18 protein-coding genes and 1 riboswitch are annotated in these 19546 nt (G+C 50.8%); of the genes, 10 read left to right on the top strand and 8 right to left on the bottom strand.

Annotation, left to right across the window (positions count from 1 at the left end):
• Positions 1 to 64 precede the first annotated feature (64 nt).
• Positions 65 to 910, top strand: a complete 846-nt coding sequence (locus ACZ5ZV_RS13275) for a S1 family peptidase (RefSeq protein WP_464117557.1) — start codon at positions 65 to 67, stop codon at positions 908 to 910.
• Here the strand turns inward: ACZ5ZV_RS13275 and ACZ5ZV_RS13270 are convergent.
• The gene (locus ACZ5ZV_RS13270; protein WP_464117556.1) at positions 907 to 2985 is read right to left on the bottom strand and encodes a TonB-dependent siderophore receptor; all 2079 of its coding nucleotides are present in this window, start codon (positions 2983 to 2985) and stop codon (positions 907 to 909) included. The genes ACZ5ZV_RS13275 and ACZ5ZV_RS13270 overlap by 4 nt on opposite strands.
• A gap of 39 nt (positions 2986 to 3024) precedes the next feature.
• A riboswitch (TPP riboswitch) is annotated at positions 3025 to 3124 on the bottom strand.
• Positions 3125 to 3247: 123 nt separating this feature from the next.
• On the opposite strand from ACZ5ZV_RS13270, the gene ACZ5ZV_RS13265 reads away from it, so the two are divergent.
• The gene (locus tag ACZ5ZV_RS13265) at positions 3248 to 4306 is read left to right on the top strand and encodes a class I SAM-dependent methyltransferase (protein ID WP_464117555.1); all 1059 of its coding nucleotides are present in this window, start codon (positions 3248 to 3250) and stop codon (positions 4304 to 4306) included.
• Position 4307: 1 nt separating this feature from the next.
• Here the strand turns inward: ACZ5ZV_RS13265 and dbpA are convergent, their stop codons facing one another.
• Positions 4308 to 5696, bottom strand: coding sequence for an ATP-dependent RNA helicase DbpA (dbpA, locus tag ACZ5ZV_RS13260; protein ID WP_464117554.1), 1389 nt, complete (start codon positions 5694 to 5696; stop codon positions 4308 to 4310).
• Positions 5697 to 5817: 121 nt separating this feature from the next.
• On the opposite strand from dbpA, the gene ACZ5ZV_RS13255 reads away from it, so the two are divergent.
• The 3 genes from ACZ5ZV_RS13255 (at position 5818) to ACZ5ZV_RS13245 (ending at position 8121) form a co-directional block, all read left to right on the top strand.
• Entirely contained in the window at positions 5818 to 6657 is an 840-nt protein-coding gene (locus ACZ5ZV_RS13255; protein WP_464117553.1) for a CvfB family protein, read from the top strand.
• A 299-nt stretch (positions 6658 to 6956) separates the two neighbouring features.
• Positions 6957 to 7301 (top strand): RNA recognition motif domain-containing protein, encoded by a 345-nt coding sequence (locus ACZ5ZV_RS13250; protein WP_262552546.1) that lies wholly within the window; start codon positions 6957 to 6959, stop codon positions 7299 to 7301.
• A gap of 259 nt (positions 7302 to 7560) precedes the next feature.
• Positions 7561 to 8121: a hypothetical protein gene (locus ACZ5ZV_RS13245; protein WP_464117552.1), complete on the top strand. Its 561-nt coding sequence runs from the start codon at positions 7561 to 7563 to the stop codon at positions 8119 to 8121.
• Here the strand turns inward: ACZ5ZV_RS13245 and ACZ5ZV_RS13240 are convergent.
• Positions 8115 to 8663, bottom strand: coding sequence for a hypothetical protein (locus tag ACZ5ZV_RS13240; protein WP_464117551.1), 549 nt, complete (start codon positions 8661 to 8663; stop codon positions 8115 to 8117). The two genes, ACZ5ZV_RS13245 and ACZ5ZV_RS13240, sit on opposite strands and share 7 nt — an antisense overlap.
• A 180-nt stretch (positions 8664 to 8843) precedes the next feature.
• Positions 8844 to 9596: a murein L,D-transpeptidase catalytic domain family protein gene (locus ACZ5ZV_RS13235; RefSeq protein ID WP_464117550.1), complete on the bottom strand. Its 753-nt coding sequence runs from the start codon at positions 9594 to 9596 to the stop codon at positions 8844 to 8846.
• A 542-nt stretch (positions 9597 to 10138) separates the two neighbouring features.
• Between ACZ5ZV_RS13235 and ACZ5ZV_RS13230 the strand changes: the two genes are divergently transcribed.
• Positions 10139 to 10504 carry a VOC family protein gene (locus ACZ5ZV_RS13230; protein ID WP_464117549.1) on the top strand — a complete coding sequence of 122 codons (366 nt, stop codon included), beginning with the start codon at positions 10139 to 10141 and terminating at the stop codon, positions 10502 to 10504.
• A gap of 50 nt (positions 10505 to 10554) precedes the next feature.
• Here the strand turns inward: ACZ5ZV_RS13230 and ACZ5ZV_RS13225 are convergent, their stop codons facing one another.
• Positions 10555 to 11895: a TolC family protein gene (locus ACZ5ZV_RS13225; protein WP_464117548.1), complete on the bottom strand. Its 1341-nt coding sequence runs from the start codon at positions 11893 to 11895 to the stop codon at positions 10555 to 10557.
• Between the two features lie 253 nt (positions 11896 to 12148).
• Here ACZ5ZV_RS13225 and ACZ5ZV_RS13220 point away from each other — a divergent pair, with 253 nt between their 5' ends.
• Together ACZ5ZV_RS13220 and ACZ5ZV_RS13215 are read left to right on the top strand one after the other, a co-directional pair.
• Positions 12149 to 12514, top strand: a complete 366-nt coding sequence (locus tag ACZ5ZV_RS13220) for an STAS domain-containing protein (protein ID WP_464117546.1) — start codon at positions 12149 to 12151, stop codon at positions 12512 to 12514.
• Positions 12515 to 12531: 17 nt separating this feature from the next.
• Positions 12532 to 13176, top strand: coding sequence for a cytochrome b/b6 domain-containing protein (locus ACZ5ZV_RS13215; RefSeq protein WP_464117545.1), 645 nt, complete (start codon positions 12532 to 12534; stop codon positions 13174 to 13176).
• Between the two features lie 51 nt (positions 13177 to 13227).
• On the opposite strand, the gene ACZ5ZV_RS13210 is transcribed toward ACZ5ZV_RS13215, so the two are convergent.
• The 3 genes from ACZ5ZV_RS13210 to ACZ5ZV_RS13200 form a co-directional block, all read right to left on the bottom strand.
• Positions 13228 to 13968 carry a hypothetical protein gene (locus tag ACZ5ZV_RS13210; protein WP_464117544.1) on the bottom strand — a complete coding sequence of 247 codons (741 nt, stop codon included), beginning with the start codon at positions 13966 to 13968 and terminating at the stop codon, positions 13228 to 13230.
• Positions 13969 to 14110: 142 nt separating this feature from the next.
• The gene (locus tag ACZ5ZV_RS13205; RefSeq protein ID WP_464117543.1) at positions 14111 to 15898 is read right to left on the bottom strand and encodes a DEAD/DEAH box helicase; all 1788 of its coding nucleotides are present in this window, start codon (positions 15896 to 15898) and stop codon (positions 14111 to 14113) included.
• Between the two features lie 166 nt (positions 15899 to 16064).
• Positions 16065 to 16877: a hypothetical protein gene (locus ACZ5ZV_RS13200; RefSeq protein WP_464117542.1), complete on the bottom strand. Its 813-nt coding sequence runs from the start codon at positions 16875 to 16877 to the stop codon at positions 16065 to 16067.
• A 212-nt stretch (positions 16878 to 17089) separates the two neighbouring features.
• On the opposite strand from ACZ5ZV_RS13200, the gene ACZ5ZV_RS13195 reads away from it, so the two are divergent.
• Together ACZ5ZV_RS13195 and ACZ5ZV_RS13190 are read left to right on the top strand one after the other, a co-directional pair.
• Complete coding sequence (locus tag ACZ5ZV_RS13195; protein ID WP_464117541.1) at positions 17090 to 18721, top strand: ABC-F family ATP-binding cassette domain-containing protein; 1632 nt, start codon at positions 17090 to 17092, stop codon at positions 18719 to 18721.
• Entirely contained in the window at positions 18721 to 19524 is an 804-nt protein-coding gene (locus tag ACZ5ZV_RS13190; protein ID WP_464117540.1) for an alpha/beta hydrolase, read from the top strand. Before ACZ5ZV_RS13195 ends, ACZ5ZV_RS13190 begins: the two co-directional genes overlap by 1 nt.
• Positions 19525 to 19546: the final 22 nt, after the last annotated feature.

The following is a 19546-nucleotide window of genomic DNA, read 5'->3' as shown; positions in this document are numbered from 1 at the left end:
CGTAGGGGGCTGGCGGATCTTGCGGTATTCTTCCCGAAGTCATTTCCTTGGGAGGAGCTATCTTGTGAGATCCGGCAAAATCATGCTGACATTGCTGTGCTTGTTGCTGGCGGCATGCTCTTCGCAGAACGAGTCCTTGCCGACGAACTCCTCCCAGGCCATTGTGGGCGGGGAAGAAGTTTTGGCCAATGATGCGCTCACCAGTTCCACGGTTTCTTTGGTGGCCAATATCTCTGGGGCTCCTGTGTCCGTCTGTTCAGGCGTTTTGATTTCCCACAATCTGGTTATAACGGCGGCTCATTGTCTGGTGAATTTTGATCAGTTGCCTTTGGTCGTGTACTTTGGTGCGAAACTGCCAACGACGATGGAAGATCCCGGCATGGTCGCGGTGGCCCAGGCGACCTTCCACAAACAATACACTCGTGTCAAAGATGGTTGGGGTCGCTATGTCACAACCCTGAACGATATCGGTCTGATTAAACTGGCCGAAGAAATACCCGCCGGAGCCCAACCCGTGGCAATTCTGGATCAGGGAATTGAGCTTCAGTCGCCGACAGAACTTTTGTTGGCGGGATATGGCATTATCAATGAAGTTGGCGAAGTTCAGCAGGCAGACGGTTTAAACAAAGCCCGTGTGAATTTGGTGAACGTGGAAGATTCAATTCTGGTTGCAGATCATCGTGACGGACAGGGGGCTTGCCGTGGGGATTCTGGCGGTCCCGCCTTTTTGGAAACGGCTCAAGGACTTGTTTTGGTGGCTGTGACCCGCGGCGCCCACGGGGGGGCCATGAACTGCCGCAGTTTTGGTGAATACACCAGCGCCTCTTATCACAAACAAATGATACTGGAGCAGGCCCGTCTGATGCAGGCCGAAGCTCCGCAGTTTGTGGCAGTTCCTGCCGCCAACTAAAGATTCGTCTGCAACGACAATGTCACCAGTCGTTCCATGCCCGGGTAGAGATAGATATGTCCGTACTGTGTAGGGGATTCCTTCCAGTACCTTTGATCCATCACATTTTCCACGGCCAGACGAAGTTGGGTGGCCTTTTCAACGGCCCCCCAGCGATAGGTGCTTCCCACATCCCAGCGGGTCCATGCCTGCAGCATAAGTGAGTTGTCCGCTGTCACGGCGCGGTCACTTTCATAAGATGCTCGTGCATCCAAACTTAACCCCGGCACGGAAGAAAGATAATAGACCCCGCGAAGGCGCAAGGTGTGTTCAGGAAGATTCACCGGGCGTTTGTCGTTGATGGCAGGATTCAGCACACTGTCTTTGCGAGAAGCCTTCAGCCACATTCCCGACATTTCAAGTTCAGTCTGCTGCCACTTTTTTTGCAACTCCAGTTCAAGCCCCTGATGCAGGGCCTTGCCGTCAGTTTGGAAAGCCGGGCGCTGATCTTCCACCACCGGACGATCAATATAGAATACTGCCAGTCCCCAGTGGAAGGTGTCGGCGTTGTGGCGCAGACCCCATTCATACTGTTTGCTGATCACATCCGGTACAAACTGTCCCGGATTATTATAACCGCTGCGGTTCGGGGTGACATAGGTTTCCACACCTTCACCATAGCTGACATAGGTGAGAAGCTCTGCAGAGATTTGATAGGACAAGGCCGCCCACGGCAGAACAAAGCCCTCACGGAAATTAGTGGCGCGAGAGCCGTCAGTGCGGATACTGCTGCGTTGGACGTCGATCATGCGCGCCCCCAGCCATCCTTTCCAAGCCCCGAAAGAAGCCGCATCGTAAACGAAGAATTCGGAAACGGAGGACTCGCGATTGGTGTTTTCATCATTCAAAGTGCCATCACCGGGCAATTGCACGCTGCCATCAACATTGCCAGTGCCGACAAAGTTATAGGCCTGTCGTTCATAGTCCTCTTGCATTTTGGTGCCGACATAACCGACATTCAGGTGGTGGGAAACATCGCCTGTCTGCACCTGCAATTGCAAGGCGGTCTTAACGGCCTGAGTGTTACGGCGTTCGTTATCACTGCGGAAGTCATACATGTCAAAGGTGCCGTCTGAACAATAGCGATCGTAATTATTCTCTGCAGAACAGCCGTAAGGATATGCCAGATGGTCGTCGGTGGTCAGATTTTGGATACCCGCAATGGTTGTCCACGTCAGCTGGCTATGGAGCTTTTGAGTCCAGCGCAAGGTCGCGGTCAAAGCCTCAAACGTTACCGGCTCCGACCAGGATTGATTGTTCAGGTTCAGGCGGGGATTTGTGACCGATGGCAACGTATCACCCAAAAGACTGAAGGCGGCCTGTGTGGGTTGGGATCGGCGGGACCACTCGATGTCGGATTCCAAAAGAGAGTTGGCCGAGGCCCGCCAGTCATTGGCAAGACTGAGAACCGATCTGTGGCCTGCGGAGTTTTCAATCGGAGGGCGCAAACTTTCGTGCGCCACATTCAGGCGATAACCAAATTGTTCCGCTTTGGAAACTCGGCCGCCCGTATCAGCCCCCACCAGCCAGTTTCCCTCCTGACTGATTTCGGTATTAAGTCTTAAGAATGTTTTTTCTGTGGGGCGTTTGACCACGAAGTTGACCATGCCTCCCGGCGACGCTGATCCGGCCTGAATGCCACTAAGCCCTTTCAACACCTCGAGACGTTCCTTGTTGTCCAGCGGAATGGAGGTCTGAGCATTGATGGGCAGGCCTTCGCGCAGGAAATTATATCGGTTGTCCAAAGTAAAACCACGAATGGAAAGAAAGTCCCAGTATCCCGAAGCATTGTAACTGTCGGTGACAGAAGCATCCATCAAGGTGACATCCGAAAGGCGACGAACACCTTGATCCTTCAGAGCCTGGGCAGAAATCAATCGGGTGGACAGGGGAAGTTCGGAAGCCGGCACATCAAAGGAACCGGCCTCCAGCAAGACTTGTCCTGTCTGGTCTTTCACGGTCACAGTGTCAATTTCATCAGCCCCCGAGTTGATGGGATACAAGAGAGCCACTAATAGTAAAAACGATTTTTTCATATCCATTCCCTTGGGTAGGGAAGGCGAGGACAAGACGGTGTGTCCTGTTATCAGCTTCCCTGCGCGAGCATTATCTCTATCAGGTTCAAAGGGTTAATCTCAGCCGGGACTTTTCGTCCCAACACCCCTAGCGTTTCGGGAGCGTTATGGGCCATGGTCCGATTGGAGTCAAATCTTTTCTGATTTCAGAGGTTTTGGTAAAACTTGGCGTTATTTTTTGAGAAATTCAGTCCTTTGCAGGAACTCATGCTAAGCTTGATGTATGACGCCAAATCAAGAGTTGCTGTTTTCGTTTTTAAAGATCCCCCCGCAAGGGGAAGAACTTTCCTGGAGGGATCTGACCTCTGAAGAAAAAGCGGCCTTTTATGTGGACCTGACTTTTTTGGAATCAGCCATCAGGTTTATGCAGGATGAACAGTGGCTCTTGGCCAAGCAGACGAATTTCTCCGAACAATATCAGAACTTTCTTCAAAACATCTTTTCTTCAAATCTTCTTTCGCTTCAATATCTTCAGGAACCTCTGATCCGACTGAATGCTCAACAACTTAAGACGCTGGTAAAACGCGCTGAAGAACAGGAAAAACTCTTTATCGTGCACATTCAGCAGATGCCCATGGACCAGCAACGACGCTTTATGCGGAAGGCTTTGCAATTGATGGTGCAGGTATTTCAGCATGAACACGTTTTGGTTCAGGGGGGTAACACTCGAGCTCGTTCACTGGCGTTTTCCCTGTACCGCACCTTTGATGGGCTGGATCAGATTTTTGGTTTGGACTATTCGGCCGACATCGGCATGAAGACTGATTTGAAAATCAGTGAAAGATTGTATGAGGGGGCAGGGCTTGGCGTGCAGTCCTCCTATTCGACACTGCTGACGGCGTTACGGGAAATCAATCCCAGTGAGGGGTGCCGCTTCATTGATCTGGGGTCAGGGTACGGACGGGTGGGACTGGTGATTGGATTCCTGCGTCCGGATATTGATTTTATCGGCTACGAATACGTCAAACACCGCGTGGACATTTCCAACGTTTCAACGGTCAGGTTTGGGTTGGAAAAAAATGTCCATTTTTACACGCAGGATCTGGCGGAAAAAAACTTTAAAATTCCCGAGGCCGAGGTCTATTACCTTTATGATCCCTTCAGCAAAGAGACTTATCTGCATGTCTTAAATCAATTGGTTGAAGTTTCCCGGCATCGCCGCATTGTGGTGGTCACCAAAGGCAACGCCCGCTTATGGCTGCAAGAGGTTGCAACCCAAGAGGGCTGGCCCGAGGGGCGAGAGTTTGATCAGGGGAACCTGGCCATCTTCGCCAGTCAGTAGACTATTTAACGAACTTGATTTGAAATTTTTGTCCCTTGATGCGACCTTCACGCAGCTTTTGTAAAGCCATGTCGGCGATCTTGCTGGAAACTGCCACATAGGAAATGCGATCCTGAATTTCAATCTTGCCCACATCCGTACCGGCCAGTCCCGCGTCACCGGTCAAAGCCCCCAGAACATCCCCCGGACGAAGTTTGTCCTTGCGACCACCAGAAATGGAAATGGTCTTCATCGGAGCTTCCCGCAGATTTTTATTCAGACCATATTGATTCTTGAATCCCAATGACGGACGTTGGAACTTCACTCCGGTCAAATCACTGAAGGCGGCCAGTTTCAAAGTGTCCTTGGGGTGCGACAGGGTGACAGCGACCCCGGTTTTACCAGCGCGTCCCGTGCGCCCAATGCGGTGAACATAGGTCTCAGGGCTCAGTGGCAGATCAAAGTTAATCACCAGCTCCAGATGATCGATATCCAAACCGCGAGCCGCCACATCGGTGGCCACCAGGATACGATGGGACTTGTTGCGGAACAAAGCCATCACGCGGTCGCGTTCCCGCTGTTCCATATCCCCGTGCAATGCCCCGGCAGGCACACCCTGACTGGTAAGAAGTTCGGCGATGCTATCCACGGCAAGCTTGGTGTTGCAGAAGATGATGGTCGAATCTGAGGGATGCTGTTGCAGGACGCGCATCAGGGTGTTGGTTTTATCATCGTCCTCGCTGTCATAAACGATTTGTTCAATGGCGTTGGTGTCGTCGTCTTCTTCGATGATCACCTGTGTGGCATGGCGCTGGTATTTACGGCTCAGATGCTCAATGGACTCCGGGAAAGTGGCAGAGAAAAACACTGTCTGACGTGAACCCGGCAGGTCGCGCATGACGGTCTTGATTTCATCTGCAAAACCCATATCCAGCATTTTGTCAGCTTCATCCAGAACCACAGTTTTGACTCCAGACAAGTCCACTCGACTGCGAGTCACAAAGTCCGCCACGCGACCCGGGGTCCCCACGGCAATCTGCACGCCGTTTTCCAGGGACTGCGCCTGTTCACGACCGGACTGTCCCCCAGTCAAAGAAAGAACCTTCAGGCCCGGCAGACGGCGGCCCAGTTTGCGAATTTCTCCTACAACCTGGGTTGCCAGTTCCCGGGTTGGGCACAGGATCAGGGCTTGCAAGTAAGCCTCTTCAATTTTTATTTTGTTTAAGATCGGCAGGGCAAAGGCGGCGGTCTTGCCGCTGCCGGTTTTGGCCTGACCGATGATGTCCTTACCTGCCAACAACAAAGGCATGCTTTGTTGCTGAATGGGTGTCATCTCTTCAAAACCCAGTTCCTGAAGAACTGTCAGCAGTTCTGAAGAAAGCGGCAGGGATGAAAAGTGATTTTCTGACACAGGAACCTCGATGAAAAATTGAAGTTATTCCTTAGCAGAAATTGCAATGAGGGGCCAATAAAATGAGCCGGTAAGAAATAGATTCCCGAAAGGGGGCTTTTATGGCATCACTGGCGTCACTATGGTGCAAATCGGTCAGATCAATAAGCTCAAAGTCATTAAACGCGCAGAATTCGGAGTCTTCCTTGACGGAGACAGCGATGGCGAAATTCTTTTGCCTCGTCGATACATGCCGGAAAAATGTGAGCTGGGTGATGAGCTGGAAGTTTTCATCTGCTACGATTCTGAAGACCGTCTGATGGCAACGACGGAAATGCCTTTTGCCATGGTCGGCACGTTTGCCAACTTACGTGTCAAATCCATGGAGCGTGTGGGGGCTTTCCTGGATTGGGGGCTTCCGAAAGATCTGCTTCTGCCTTTCAGAGAGCAGACACGGGACTTGAAAGTCGGGCAGTATGCCGTCGTGTACCTGTATCTGGATAAGAGCGATCGTATTTCCGCCTCCATGCGTTTGGAGCGATTCATAGACAAAGAGCCCGGTACGTATGAGCCCGGTCAGGCCGTGGACCTGTTTATCGCAGCAAAAAGTGATCTGGGATATAAAGCGATTATTAACAACCGCCATTGGGGGCTGTTGTTTGGGAACGAAGTTTTCCAACGTTTGGATTATGGCCAGAAACTGCAAGGGTATATCAAAAATGTGCGCGACGATGGAAAGATCGATCTGACCTTGCAGCAGCAAACCGGGTACAAGGCCGCCGCAGGGATCGCAGAAAAGATTCTGCAGGTTCTGAAAGAGCGCGGCGGTTTCCTGCCGATCAATGATAAGACCGATGCTGAAGTGATCTATGATCTCTTCGGTGTCAGCAAAAAGAAGTACAAAATGGCCTTGGGCGGGCTTTACAAACAGCGCCTGGTGACCATTTCAGATGATGGTTTGCGCCTGGTGGGGCCATCCTAGACCTGTCGGGGGAGTCCACCCCAGATTCCCTGAAGTTTGGTCATTTTGTGGGTTTTGTTATATAAGTATTTGATTTTATGAATATTTATTGGATTTTTGGGGCTTCAGCCGGAAATCTCGGTCTGAAGGGAATTTCTCCAAAATCTGCTCATTTGCACAAAACCCATTTTAATTGTTTCACTTTTGCCCGGAAGTTCGCTAGAAAATCTAACTAGAAGAATTTAGTCTCTGGAGAGTTTTCGGGCATAGGGCCCAGGACCTCTTAAGAGCTTCCCAAAAGCAAATCTTAGGAGGTTTATATGGGTAAAAAAATCTACGTTGGAAATCTTTCTTATTCTTTGGATGATCAGTCTTTGGCTGATACTTTCGCTGAATTCGGTAACGTTGAATCTGCACGCATCGTGATCGATCGTGAAACTGGTCGTTCTAAAGGTTTCGCATTCGTTGAGATGTCTACTGATGACGAAGCAGCAACTGCAATCGCTAAATTGAACGGCGTTGAGTTGATGGGTCGTGCGATGAACGTATCTGAAGCTAAACCAATGGCTCCTCGTGAGAACCGTGGTGGCTTCGGTGGCGGTCGTGGCGGCGGCGGCGGTGGCCGTGGTGGCTTCGGCGGCGGTCGCGGTGGTAACCGCGGTTAATTTGAGATTTTCATCTTAAATTCCAAAAGGGCAGGTTGATAAAACCTGCCCTTTTTTTATTTCCAAATATCTTCCGCCCCCGTGAAACTCTCAACCCTTTGAAATGTTCTGATCCATTGATTTTGTTGAGTGGCAACTTCGTTCCTATTTGTCCGCGTGTAGGTAGAGTCAAAATGTATTGGCATCTTCTTTGAATTAGTTTCTTCTTACAGGATCTTCTGGTGGCAATGAGGCCCCAGAGATTTCTAAAGGGGGAATTATGATTCGACGCACACTTCTGGCAGCCTTTTTCCTATTGATTTCCTATCAAGCCAAAGCCGCACAAATTGGTTTTGTTGAAACTGCGGGGAATGCGTGTGAGTTGACTCCCGGGCGCTATGATCTTCAGGCCGCAGGTGAAGGGCGGGTCGTTATTCCGTCGGGTCTTTATGTGAAGAAAGAAGAAAACAGCCGGATTGCTCGTGGCAGTTGTACGTTTGCACTGACTTTGCAGGCCGAACGCGGGAAGAAGATTATCGTGAAAGACTCCCGTCAGCTTTTAAATTTGCGTGCTTATCCTGTGAATACAAGGGTGCGCGCCGAGCTTGAGATCTTTAAGGCCGGAGCACAAGGGGCAAAACAAAGTCTTGAGGTGCAGTCCACCGAAACCGCGGAAAAGTTGACGCAATATCTGGGACAGCAGGATGTGATAGTGGAAACGGCCTGTGGTGGATCAGAAATCCTGCGTGGAAACCTTTCGGCAACCATTATGGGTGAAGGCAAGGCCCGCGCGTTTGCCAAGAATCTGACATTGGCAATTGAAGAAGTCAGCTGTCAGTAGGCGTCGCACCACGGTCGCGGTGTGATGACCTTGGTGATTTCATTGGCTCTCATATACAAAAACTCAGGTCCCACCGATAAGCGCAAGCGTTCGCGACGTTGAGAAATGCGCGATACGGTGCGGATCTGACCATACCCCAGTCCATCGGTCACAACGGTTCCACTCATTCCCTTCAAATTCCACTTAACTGTTCTTCCCGCAATGGGATTGACATCGGCCTCGGTCAGAATTGTTGAGACAGTTCCTTCAGAGTCCCGACAAAGAAGTCGGAAGTGAAGAACCACAAAGACCTCTTTGTGGCAGTCCTGGTTGCGGGAATACCCATAGCCAGTGTCACAGGTGTTAAAGGTTCTTTCGCTGTAGCCCAGTTCTTCAGAGCCGCGGTCCAGCCCCAGAAAAGTCTGAAGGGCGACGTAGTCGATTCTTTTTGAAGAATCGGCGTCTTCTGTCACGGCCGTGGGAATGCTTGGGGAAGCTTCTTTTTTTGGAGAGCTGCTGCATCCTGCGAGAAGGCATACCAAAGCCGCGAAAGTCCACTTCATGGGCGTCACCTCAAAATTGATCTTCAATTAGAGTAGGTCAAATCAGGCAAATAAAAAAGAGCTCTGTTTCAGACAAAGTGTAGAACTCTTTTACAGGAAAGGCCCCAGGCGCTGTGTAAAAGGGGATTGCCTGGGGCTTTGTTCAAAGCCCCTTCTCAAATCAGGGCAGGGAGCAGTCAACTATTTTGCAAAGGCATAGATAAGGCTTCCGCCCTTCAACATTCCGATCACTTTGTCGCGCAGATTGTTCGCCACCGCAGGACAACCCCAGCTGCGTCCCTGGATCACGCTGGATTCACGCACATAGCTTGCACCATGAATCACGACGGCCCGGGCTCGGGCATTTGAATTCGTGCTGGAAAGTCCATCCAGCTTTAGCGACAAGCCGTGTTTGCCATAATATGTTTCTGCGGCTCGGTAGTACCCCAAAGAGCTCGCATTGGAGCCGGACTTATTACTGAATTTTTCTGCATAGCCATCATGATTTGAATCGGAACCTTTGCCGTGCGCCGTATGAATTGCCATGACGTCACCAGACGACAGATTCACGATGAAGAAGCGGGCTTGTGTGGAACGCTTTCCGAAATCAATCAGGGAAATATATTTTTGATTTTTGAAGCGGGACCTGTTGTTTTCAAAGTACACCACAGCTTCGGCCAGCGCCTTGGTGTTGATCAGGCGCTGAGGATCAAGGTGATCATATTTTTGTAGGATACTTTCGGTGCTGGTCGCCTTCAGATCCACAAGAGATGAGTCTTCAGATTCAGGTGCCTGAAGATCCGCGACCGATTCGACACTTTCAGTGTTTGAAAGGGCTTGTTCCGTATCTGTGTCGTCGGGAAGTCTTGCGGCCTCTGTGTAGTCCTGGCCTGAGCAGGCTGCTAAGGTGAGAAAAGTCGCGCCAATAATCGAAAATTTGGTGATCAGATTCATTCATCCTCCATGATGAGTGTTCAGTTCTTGAAAGGATGCTAGCTGACATATGTTAAATGACGGGAAAATTGTTACTGGTGAATAATTTTTAAGACCTATTTCCGTGGATAATCCGAATACACTCAGGATATCCCTGTCCAAAGTTCAGTGAACAAACTCAGGTTCGACGACAAAGTCCTGCGCCAGCTTAAGAGGTGGCAAGGTTGCAAGTTAGGTGTTTTTATTCCGCGCAACTGGAGTAAGATGAAATCATGAACTTGCGATGAATGATGTTAGCAATAACAGAATCTCGCAGGGACAAAGAGGAACGTGAACGGATCAAATGTTTGATCCCTCGCTAAAAAAAGGAGATCTAACGAGTTGCATGTTACTTAGATGATGACAATAGAGATTGCTTTTCAGTGACTCTGATTGAATTCAAACAAGAACATTTCGTTTCCTCCCAATCCTCTGTGCCCATGTGTTTTACACATGGGCATTATTTTTTGCAGGCACCGTGGAAATTGCTTTCTATACTGGGGACTCCAACGAAGGGAGTTCTTATGAATATCTGTGGCTGGTTTGAAATTCCGGTAACTGACATTGCCCGCGCGATGAAGTTTTACGAGCAGTCTTTTGACGTCACCATGAAAACCATGGAGATGGGGCCAACCAAAATGGCTTCTTTCCCTTGGACAGAAAAAGCCGAAGGGACAACGGGAGCCCTGGTTCAAGGCGATGGCTACAAGCCTTCACACAGTGGCAGTCTGGTCTATCTGAGCGTTCCCAGCATCGAGGACACCCTTAAGAAAATTGAATCCAAAGGAGGCAAGACTTTATCCCCCAAGAAAAGTATCGGGGAGTGGGGCTTTATTGCCACCTTTGAGGACTGTGAGGGCAATCGCGTGGCTCTGCATTCCGCGAAATAGGTCTTGAAAGTCAAGAACGCCCCCGTGGGGGCGTTCGCTAGGTCACAGGCTTAGTTGCCGCAGACCTGATCCAAGGTCACCTGGTCCTTGTCCGGATTGAAGATACGGCCCAAACGGCCCTTGATTCCGCCAGAGCTGCGGCGCTCGATTTCACAGCTGTCCACTTTGGCAAACTGATCAGAAATCATCAGACGGTGAAGGCTGACACGCAAAGTGTTCAGCGCCGTCTGAGCTTTGACTTTCGTCATGATGGAGTTTGTCAGTTTGTTGGCAGCATCCAGGACGTGCATCAGGTCTGTCATACCCACATTAAAGCGCAGAACTTCCGCTTCATAGACTTTCACCATATTGGCATGGGCTTGAACGGCAGCATCGTATTGTCTTTGGGATTCAATCAAAGCCCCCAAAGTCACTTCCACCAGGTTCGCCTGCTCAAACTGCAGTTCTTTTTTGCGCAGACGCAGCTGTTCGATGTTCAGGTTGGTGATCTTCAAAGACGGGAAGTAAGCAAAGCCGAAGTTCACAGAGCCTGTCTGCTGAAGATCTCCGAAAGAACCGTTGGATCGGGTTGCACCCAAAGAGCTGCTGCCCAGGAAGCTGAACGCCTTGCTCCACTTTGCCACTTGAGCCGCCAGAATCATGGAGTTCATTTGTTTGTTTTCAGGCGACTTTTCAAAGATCTGATTCAACAGATTTTGTGGCGACCAGTTTTCAACCGGGGAGGCAGGGACAGACGCAGGCTGAAACACGATTTCTGCCGTCAATGGCAGGCCCAAAAGCTCGCGCACGGCGGCTTTTTCGCGACGGATCAGCTCGTCCACCTGAGAAACCTGAACCAAGGCCATCTGAGTTTGCGCCTGAGCTTGCAGGTAGTCTTCCTTGCGTATGATGCCCAGTTCGGCTGGAAGGCGAAGTTGTTCCTCGATGCCCTTCATGTTTTCGTACTGAACCTGCAAGGCATCGCGAAGCTCCATATCACCCAGAATAGTCATATAGATCGAATACGCAGAAGAATACCCGTTCAACTGAGCGATGTAGTAAGAGTTTCCTTGAGCGCGTAGCAGGTGGGCACTTTCTTTCAGGTCCAGCCAGTTGCTTGGCATCAGGAAAGGAAGAAGGAAGGAAACAGAGGTCAAAGCAAAGCTTGGTCCGCTGGAAATCACGGCACCCAAATTGACAGAAGGCAGAAGATTGCCACGGGCCACGTTCACTTTTTCTTTGGCTTGGTAGACTTCGTTCAAAGAGATCGCAATTCCGACATTGCGTTCAAGGTACATACGACGCAACGACTCCGGGTTGATAACCACTGGTCCTTGCGGGTTTTTGGGCGCAGCAAAGGCGCCGGAAACGGACACAAAGAAGGCGAGCAATAGCGGCGTTAGAAATTTCATGAAACCCTCCCAAAAAATCGAGCACAGAAAGATGTATTGGGGGGGCGCGACCTTGTCAAACGGAGTGTTATACGGACCCCAAAATAGAGTGAAAACTCGTTTGGAATCGAATTAAAACGCTTTTCAGAAAGCCGTTCGGGTCCTTGGGGGTGGCTTGCCTCAAGTTGAGCAGGCCATCACCTAAAAGTTTGATCCCCGGAAGGCTGTTGTTAGAATAGAGGCCAATCGGAATTCGATTTCTAGGAGTTGTACGTTGGAAGAGCAGAAGTCGTTTCAATATAGCTTTAATCAGCGCAATAACATGCTGGTGGTCTCGTTTTCAGGAGAGATCAACACACCGGTTTTGTCGGCTTTGGAAGCCTGCCGACAAGAACTTCTGGCAAAATCAGAAGTGCGTTGCGTGGTGCTGTATTTTCAGGATGTGGGAGCCATCAGTTCTGACGCGATCCCATGGCTGGCGCAGCTGCAAAGGGATATTCGCTTAAAGCAGGCGGAGGTCCGTTTGTGCGCCTTGCCGCTGGGACTGAGAGAACGCTTGGTGCGCATGGGAGTCGTCCGGGGGTTAGAGATCGCTGACGATCTGAAATCAGCACTTTTGTCCTTCAGTCGCGCCGCCTGACATGCTATCGTGGCCGTATGAAATCATATAGCTTTAAAAAATATCAGCCTGCGGGCTTGCGTGTTTGGCACTGGTTGAATGCTTTGGCCATCTTCGGACTTTTGGGGACTGTGTTGCTGCGAAAGACTTTCTTAAGCTGGCGCACCAATGCGGCCCTGATTGAAGAAAAGATCCAACAGGCCGGAGGAGCCATCACTCCGGAATTGGCCAAAGATATCGCTGTCAGCATTCGCACTCCAATGTGGGACTGGCACTATGTACTGGGGTTTTCCCTGGCGGCTTTGCTGGTTCTTCGCATTCTGGTCGGCATTTTCTCAGTGAAAACCTGTCCTGCGGCGCAGGCGGCAAAGGCCACATGGAATCTTTCCAAGGTGCCGGCTTCGGACAAAGGCAAGGCCGTTCACTACGCCCTGGTTCGCACGGGGTATGCTGTGTTCTATCTGATGACAGCCTTTATGGTCTTTTCCGGACTGGTGATGTACTTCAAGGAAGCCCTGGGGTTGGATAAATCAGTTGTCAATTCCATCAAAGAAATTCACGAACTGTCGATGTGGTTCTTTGTCGTGTTCGTGGCCGGGCATCTTGTCGGGGTGATCGTTGCGGAGCTTCGCGGTGATCGCGGCTTGGTTTCAGACATGATCCACGGTGGCAAGAAAGAATAGTTTTTAGCCAAGAACAAAAAGCGTCAGGTACAAATATCGACGCTTTTTTTATTACTTGCAGATGGAAAGTCCGCGAACGACTTTTTGGATCTCAAGATATTTCTGTCCACGTCCCTGAGGACGCAGAACATCCCAGTAGGACTTGCGGCTAAACAATCTGCCATCACGGCGAAGTTGATCATCCATCATGTGCAGGGTGCAGTTCAACGTGGTCTCAGGTGTTTTAGAATCACCCTTGTTGCAGCCCGAAGAATAATTGTGTTCTTTGCCGGCGTGGAGCTGAATCACCCCCGCCAGTCGGCCATTGGGGCCTTGAGCTCTGTTCATGCGGGGATCCGTGCCACAAGTGGATTCACCAATAGTCATGACATTGATGATGGCGATCCAGATGATTTTTTTCTCGGAGCTGTCCAGTGAAGAATACGAGGGGCAGATTCGACGCAAGTCTTCGGTGCCTTCAAACAGATAAGCAAAGTCATTGGTATTGAGATTCTTGGAGATGGATTTGCCCCATTTCCCCAGCCCGGTTTCGTTGACGAATTTAGAACATTCCTGCCCCAAATTCCGACTTTGATTGTAACGGAAAAGATCAAGATAAGACTGGTCTCCACCAACGGAACTTCTTAATTGTCGAAGTTGATCCACGGTTTCTGAAGAAGCCCCCATGCAGGCTGCTGACGTGCACGGAGCCGAGGCGCCATCGCGTTGATAAAGGCTGCCGCCGCTGGTCGATACTTTCGCTGATGCCTGCGCTGTCAGCAAGAATGCGAGTATTGATATCAATCTTTTCATAAGTTCTCCGACATTACTGCAAAGCAAGCATGATGCCGAAGTCTCAAAACGAAATGAGGAGGCTCTCGGAGCCTCCTCATGTTCATTTTCAATACAATGTAATGCCGAAACTGCGCTGTCTCATATTGAGACGAGCAGCATGTTAATCGCGGTACTGGCGCTTGGGAGCGCGATGGCGTTTGATGCCACTGTGATCGCGACGCTCGGAAGAGAAGCCACCACCACGTTCACTGCGCTCGCTGCGTTCTGCGCGGAGAGGGCGTTCAGAACGCTCACTGCGTTCAGAGCGCTCTGAACGTGCAGCCGGGCGCTCACTGCGTTCTGCTGGGGCTGCCTCTGTGCGGGCTGCAGCACCACCACCACGGAAGCTGGCGCTGGCGCCGCCACCGGAATTGGAGCGGAAGCCACGAGAAGCACCGGTGTCACGGCGACCACCACCGAATGGGCGGCGAGCACGGAAATCATCACGGTCACCATCGTTGTCACGGCCGCGAGAGAAACGGTTGTCTTTTGGATCACGCGGCAAAAGCTCGCGAGGGATACGATCACCCATGTAGTCCAGCATCAGATCTTTCTTCACAAACACGTTCGGGAAGTAAGCGGCAATAAAGCGTGCCAGAAGCTCTTCTTTGGAAAGCGCTTTCAGGTCGATGTCTTCCGCGTGGATCAGATCCTGGATCAGGTCCATCGCCAATTGCAATGGCACTGATTCCGGATCCATGGTGCTGACTTTGTCCATCACGTCTTTGATCTTCAGGCCGGCCACTTCATCCGCAGAAGGCACAACACCTTTGGTCAGAACGGCTTTCGTGTTTTGCATCACACGGCGAAGAAGAGTCAGTTGCTCCGGGTTCACCAGAGTGATTGCAGTTCCTTTTTGACCGTTACGACCGGTACGGCCGATACGGTGAACATAAGACTCAGAATCCCAAGGCAAAGAGTGATTGATCACGTGAGTCAGGTCTTTGATATCCAAGCCACGAGCAGCTACGTCCGTCGCCACGATGACTTTAACATGACGCTGTTTGAACTTCTTCAATGTCGCTTCACGTTCCGCCTGGGATTTGTCACCATGCAGGGAATCCGCCGGGAATCCACGCTGAGTCAGAATGTCAGCAAGTTCCGCCACTTCCATTTTCGTCTGGCAGAAGATGATGCCGTAGAATTCAGGAGCGGTTTGCAACAGACGTGCAATCACTTCAGTCTTATAGGAATTTTTAACAGTGTAGTAAACCTGCTCGATGGTGTCAGCCGTGCCGCCCACTTTGTTGACGGATACAGTTTCTGGATTTTCAAGGTAAGTGGAAGTCAAACGACGAACTTCAGAGGACATCGTGGCAGAGAACAACCAAGTGCGGCAAGCCGCACGAACAGAATCAGAATCATCCGGTTGTGTCGCGCTCAGGATGGTTTCCAAAGCCTCTTTGAAGCCCATGGAAAGCATTTCATCGGCTTCGTCCAGAACAACGGTTTTCACGCTTTGAAGCTTGATCATTTTTTGTTCAAGGAAGTCCACCAGACGGCCTGGTGTCGCGACAACGATGTGAGCACCGCGTTTGATGCCATCGATCTGCGTGCGGTAAGAAGCGCCACCATAAATGGTGACAACGCGAACGCCTTTTTTCTTGCCCAGCAAAGTCAGCTGTTCTGCCACTTGCAAAGCCAGTTCGCGCGTCGGGCTCAGGACCAACGCTTGAGTGTCTTTGGTGGTGCTGTCGATGTTTTCGATCAGCGGAATACCGAAGGCGGCAGTTTTACCTGTGCCTGTGGATGCCAGACCGATGAAGTCATTGGCACCGGCCAGCAGAATCGGCAAAGCCTGACGCTGGATCGGAGTTGGAGTGGTGAAGCCCATGTCTGCCATCGCAGCCATCACGGGTGCACTCAGTCCAAAGTTTTCAAAATTATCTACGGTTGTCAGTGGAGTCATTAGAGACCTTTCAGGTAATGGAAGTGGTCTCAAATATAAAACACCGTATGTGCATTGTTACCGCACCGATTGCGGTAGATCCAAGCCCACTTCTAAAGATGCGCCAAGATAGTCGATCTTGGCGCGAAAAGCTTTATAAATTTTTAATTTTTCCCAGAATAATGAACTATTTGCATAAAGGAAGGGACTTCACAATAGCGGCGATGTTATTGATTTGTTGGTACTTTCCGCCGGATTTGATCACCGCCCAATAGACCCCGGAGCTAACCACAATCCGGCCTTTGCTCTTGATTTGTTTAGCCATGATCCCGACCCCGCAGTGCAGGTTGATGTAGGGATCCAGAATGGTTTTTCTGGGGTCCGCTGGGCTGAGGTTCTTATCCTTTTGCCAGTCAAATTTGCAGAAAGGCGCCCATTGCACGTCCTGATAGGACAACTGGAGCAAGCCCTCGGAATAGACGGCCTTCCCTGTCACCGGGTCGCTGCCCATGGTCGTTTCCTGCATGCGGGAGACGGGACTGTAAGCGCTCTCATATTTTGCTATGGCCACGAAGAGTTGGGCCCAGGCGTTGGCGCGCTGGTTGTTGTCGAGTGAATGATAGCGCGGGCAGAAAGACTCGATGTCGTCGGCGCCCGGCAAAAGGCTGTTCCAGTCGTTTAAGATGAGCTGTTGGAGATATTCCGACCATTTGGTTCTTTCAGGATACTTGCTGCTTTCCCAGGCCAGGGCCTGCATTTTATATCCCGGTTCCGGCTCAGGAGTCGGAGTGGGCGTTGGCTCCGGCGTTGTGCCGCCGCCGGTGTCTGTGTTGCCATTGTCAGTCCCTGGATCAACAGCCCCGCTGCTGTTGTTATCATCCAGTGTGGTACTGGGAAATTGGCTGGATTTTGAACAACCTGTGAACAGAACAACGAGTGAAATCAGCATGGCTGCGAATGTATTGTTTTTAACTGCATTGTGATTCTTTGTTGCGATCATGTGGAACCCCCGCTGGGCTTACAGAGCAAGGGCAGGACCATGTGAGGGGACTCTATGTTTGTCGAAGTGCTTGATATCCTTTAGACTTTTTAGAGAGAAAAATCGCGAATTTGATCTTTTTTGTGTACACTCTGGGGTGTGCTTAAAAGGCAGGCATATTTTCTCAAAATTTTTGCAGCCTTAAGAAGTAAAAAAAGTTATACGAAGGACCTATGATTCATTTATCCAATATCACCAAGCAGCAAGGTAACAAAGTCCTCTATCGCAACGGATCTTTCCAGATCAATGCCGGAGAGAAAATCGGTCTGGTCGGCCCCAACGGCGCCGGTAAAACCACCATCTTCCGCATCATCATGGGCGAAGAGGGCATCGACGGCGGGACAATCTCCAAGTCTGATCGCACGGTGATTGGTTATTTCTCCCAGAACATCGAAGAGATGAAAGGGAAGTCAGCCATTGAAGAAGTGAAGTCGGCGGTGGGCAACATCGGCGACATGCAAACCCGCATGCAGGAATGCGAAGCCAAGCTGGCAGACCCGGATCTGGATCCGGATGAGATGATGAAGATTCTGGAAGTGTACGGCGAGATGCAGGCGGAGTTCGAGCGTTTGGGCGGTTACGATCTGGAGTCCCGTGCTGCGGAGATCCTGACCGGTCTTGGAATCGGGCCGGATGACTATCATCGTCCGACCGAGAGCTTCTCGGGTGGTTGGAAAATGCGTATTGCCCTGGCAAAAATCCTGGCGCTGAACCCGGAAGTTCTGCTGATGGACGAGCCGACGAATCACTTGGACGTGGAGTCCATCATCTGGCTGGAAGAATGGCTGGTGAACTTCAAGGGCGCGATCCTGATGACAAGCCACGATCGTGATTTCATGAATCGCCTGGTTGGAAAAATTGTCGAAATCGCCAATAAGACCATCACAGTTTACGGCGGCAACTACGACTTCTATGAAAGAGAACGCGACATCCGCAAAGAGCAGTTGATCGCGGCTGCCAAACGTCAAGAGGACATGCTGGCCAAAGAAGAGGAATTTATTGCTCGCTTTGCCGCCCGCGCCTCTCACGCAGCGCAAGTGCAGTCCCGTGTGAAGAAGCTTGAAAAAATTGATCGCATCGAAATCCCTGACGAAGAAGCTGAAATCAAGTTTGAATGGCCTGTCCCGCCACGTGGTGGTGATGAGGTTGTGAAGTTTGAAGGTCTTTCCAAAATCTGGAAGCGTGATGATGGTAAAGAAAAACTGGTGTTTTCCGGAGCCAACGCCTTGGTTAAACGCATGGACCGCATTGCGGTGGTCGGGGTTAACGGAGCTGGTAAGTCCACGCTGTTAAAGATCGTGGCCGGGCATGCGGAACCGACCGATGGGAAGGTGTCCTTGGGGGCCTCTATCAATGTCGGTTACTTCTCGCAGAACTCTCTGGATGTTTTGGATCCGAAGATGACGATTATTGATGAGGTGCACTCGCGCATGCCGAATGCGGGTTTGGGAACAGTGCGCAGTTTGTTGGGGGCATTCAAATTTTCGGGCGAAGAGGCGGAAAAGAAGATCTCTGTCCTGTCCGGGGGAGAGAAGTCCCGCGTGGTTTTGGCCTGCATCCTGGCGCAGCCGGTGAACTTCCTTATTTTGGATGAGCCGACGAATCACCTGGATATCAAATCCCGTGAATTGTTGCTGGAAGCCATCAAGGAGTTCCCGGGAACAGTCATGATCGTAAGCCACGATCGTCACTTCCTGCGTGCCGTAACAACTCGCGTGTTCGAGGTTGATAAAAATCAACTGCGTATCTACGAAGGCGATTACGAGTACTATCATCACAAAAAACAGCAAGAGCTTCGCGCTTAATGAACGGCAAAAAGACCCTGGATCTGCGGCAGTTTAAAATTCCACTGGGGAAGTTGTCCTCGGTGGAAAAGTTTAAGACCCGCGCAGGGGACGTTCTTTCTTATCGCACTTATTCCGCCTGGTCGGAAAACCTAATCATTCTTTATCACGGCGTGGGCGGCGACAGCAGGTACATGTGTGTGCTGGCTTCCGCGCTGGCAGAGGCGGGGTTGGGCACGGTGATCACACCTGATTTTCGTGGCCATGGCGCCAGCCTGGGCAGCGGTGACAGTCTCTCTCCGCATCAGTTGGAAATCGATCTGGAAGAATTGCTCATACATATCAAAATGACCCGGCCGGCGGCTCGGGTGTTTCTGATGGGGCATTCTTTAGGCGGTGGATTTGCTTTGCGAGTGGCGGTGTCGGACCTGCGCAAACAGTTTGCGGGCTTCGTCGCTTTGGCACCGTATCTGCCGTTGGAGCTTAAGGCCTTTAATGAAGGTGCGGAGTCCTGGCTGCAGTGGAATTCCGACGGAGGCTTCACGGTCCAGATGGAGGAGATCTTCAGAACTGGCGCTGAAAAACTTTCTTACAGCGCGGCTTACTTAAAAGCCGTTTCGCCACCAGCACAGATCCTGGAGGAATTAAAACGTCTGGCGTCACCAGTGACGGTGATTATCGGCCGGCAGGATGAGGTGGCCTCTGCCTCTCGTCAGCAGGAGCTTTTCAGTTCGGTCGGGGTGAAGGTTCATCTCATTGAGGGACTGAATCACCTGACACTTGTCTCGAAACCGGATCAGATCATTCCGTTTATTCCAGAATGATTCATCTACATTAAATCCTGCC

Source organism: Bdellovibrio sp. HAGR004 (genome assembly GCF_055397015.1).
Note: the sequence above shows the minus strand (reverse complement) of the source record. Positions and strands in the feature narration are given on the sequence as shown.

Coding starts and splice junctions, on each gene's coding strand:
- ACZ5ZV_RS13235 (WP_464117550.1), bottom strand. CDS start 9,596: ATGAATCTGATCACCAAATTTTCGATTATTGGCGCGACTTTTCTCACC.
- ACZ5ZV_RS13195 (WP_464117541.1), top strand. CDS start 17,090: ATGATTCATTTATCCAATATCACCAAGCAGCAAGGTAACAAAGTCCTC.
- ACZ5ZV_RS13210 (WP_464117544.1), bottom strand. CDS start 13,968: ATGAAAAGATTGATATCAATACTCGCATTCTTGCTGACAGCGCAGGCA.
- ACZ5ZV_RS13190 (WP_464117540.1), top strand. CDS start 18,721: ATGAACGGCAAAAAGACCCTGGATCTGCGGCAGTTTAAAATTCCACTG.
- ACZ5ZV_RS13230 (WP_464117549.1), top strand. CDS start 10,139: ATGAATATCTGTGGCTGGTTTGAAATTCCGGTAACTGACATTGCCCGC.
- ACZ5ZV_RS13270 (WP_464117556.1), bottom strand. CDS start 2,985: ATGAAAAAATCGTTTTTACTATTAGTGGCTCTCTTGTATCCCATCAAC.
- ACZ5ZV_RS13255 (WP_464117553.1), top strand. CDS start 5,818: ATGGTGCAAATCGGTCAGATCAATAAGCTCAAAGTCATTAAACGCGCA.
- ACZ5ZV_RS13215 (WP_464117545.1), top strand. CDS start 12,532: ATGAAATCATATAGCTTTAAAAAATATCAGCCTGCGGGCTTGCGTGTT.
- ACZ5ZV_RS13200 (WP_464117542.1), bottom strand. CDS start 16,877: ATGATCGCAACAAAGAATCACAATGCAGTTAAAAACAATACATTCGCA.
- ACZ5ZV_RS13245 (WP_464117552.1), top strand. CDS start 7,561: ATGATTCGACGCACACTTCTGGCAGCCTTTTTCCTATTGATTTCCTAT.
- ACZ5ZV_RS13240 (WP_464117551.1), bottom strand. CDS start 8,663: ATGAAGTGGACTTTCGCGGCTTTGGTATGCCTTCTCGCAGGATGCAGC.
- ACZ5ZV_RS13225 (WP_464117548.1), bottom strand. CDS start 11,895: ATGAAATTTCTAACGCCGCTATTGCTCGCCTTCTTTGTGTCCGTTTCC.
- ACZ5ZV_RS13250 (WP_262552546.1), top strand. CDS start 6,957: ATGGGTAAAAAAATCTACGTTGGAAATCTTTCTTATTCTTTGGATGAT.
- ACZ5ZV_RS13265 (WP_464117555.1), top strand. CDS start 3,248: ATGACGCCAAATCAAGAGTTGCTGTTTTCGTTTTTAAAGATCCCCCCG.
- ACZ5ZV_RS13205 (WP_464117543.1), bottom strand. CDS start 15,898: ATGACTCCACTGACAACCGTAGATAATTTTGAAAACTTTGGACTGAGT.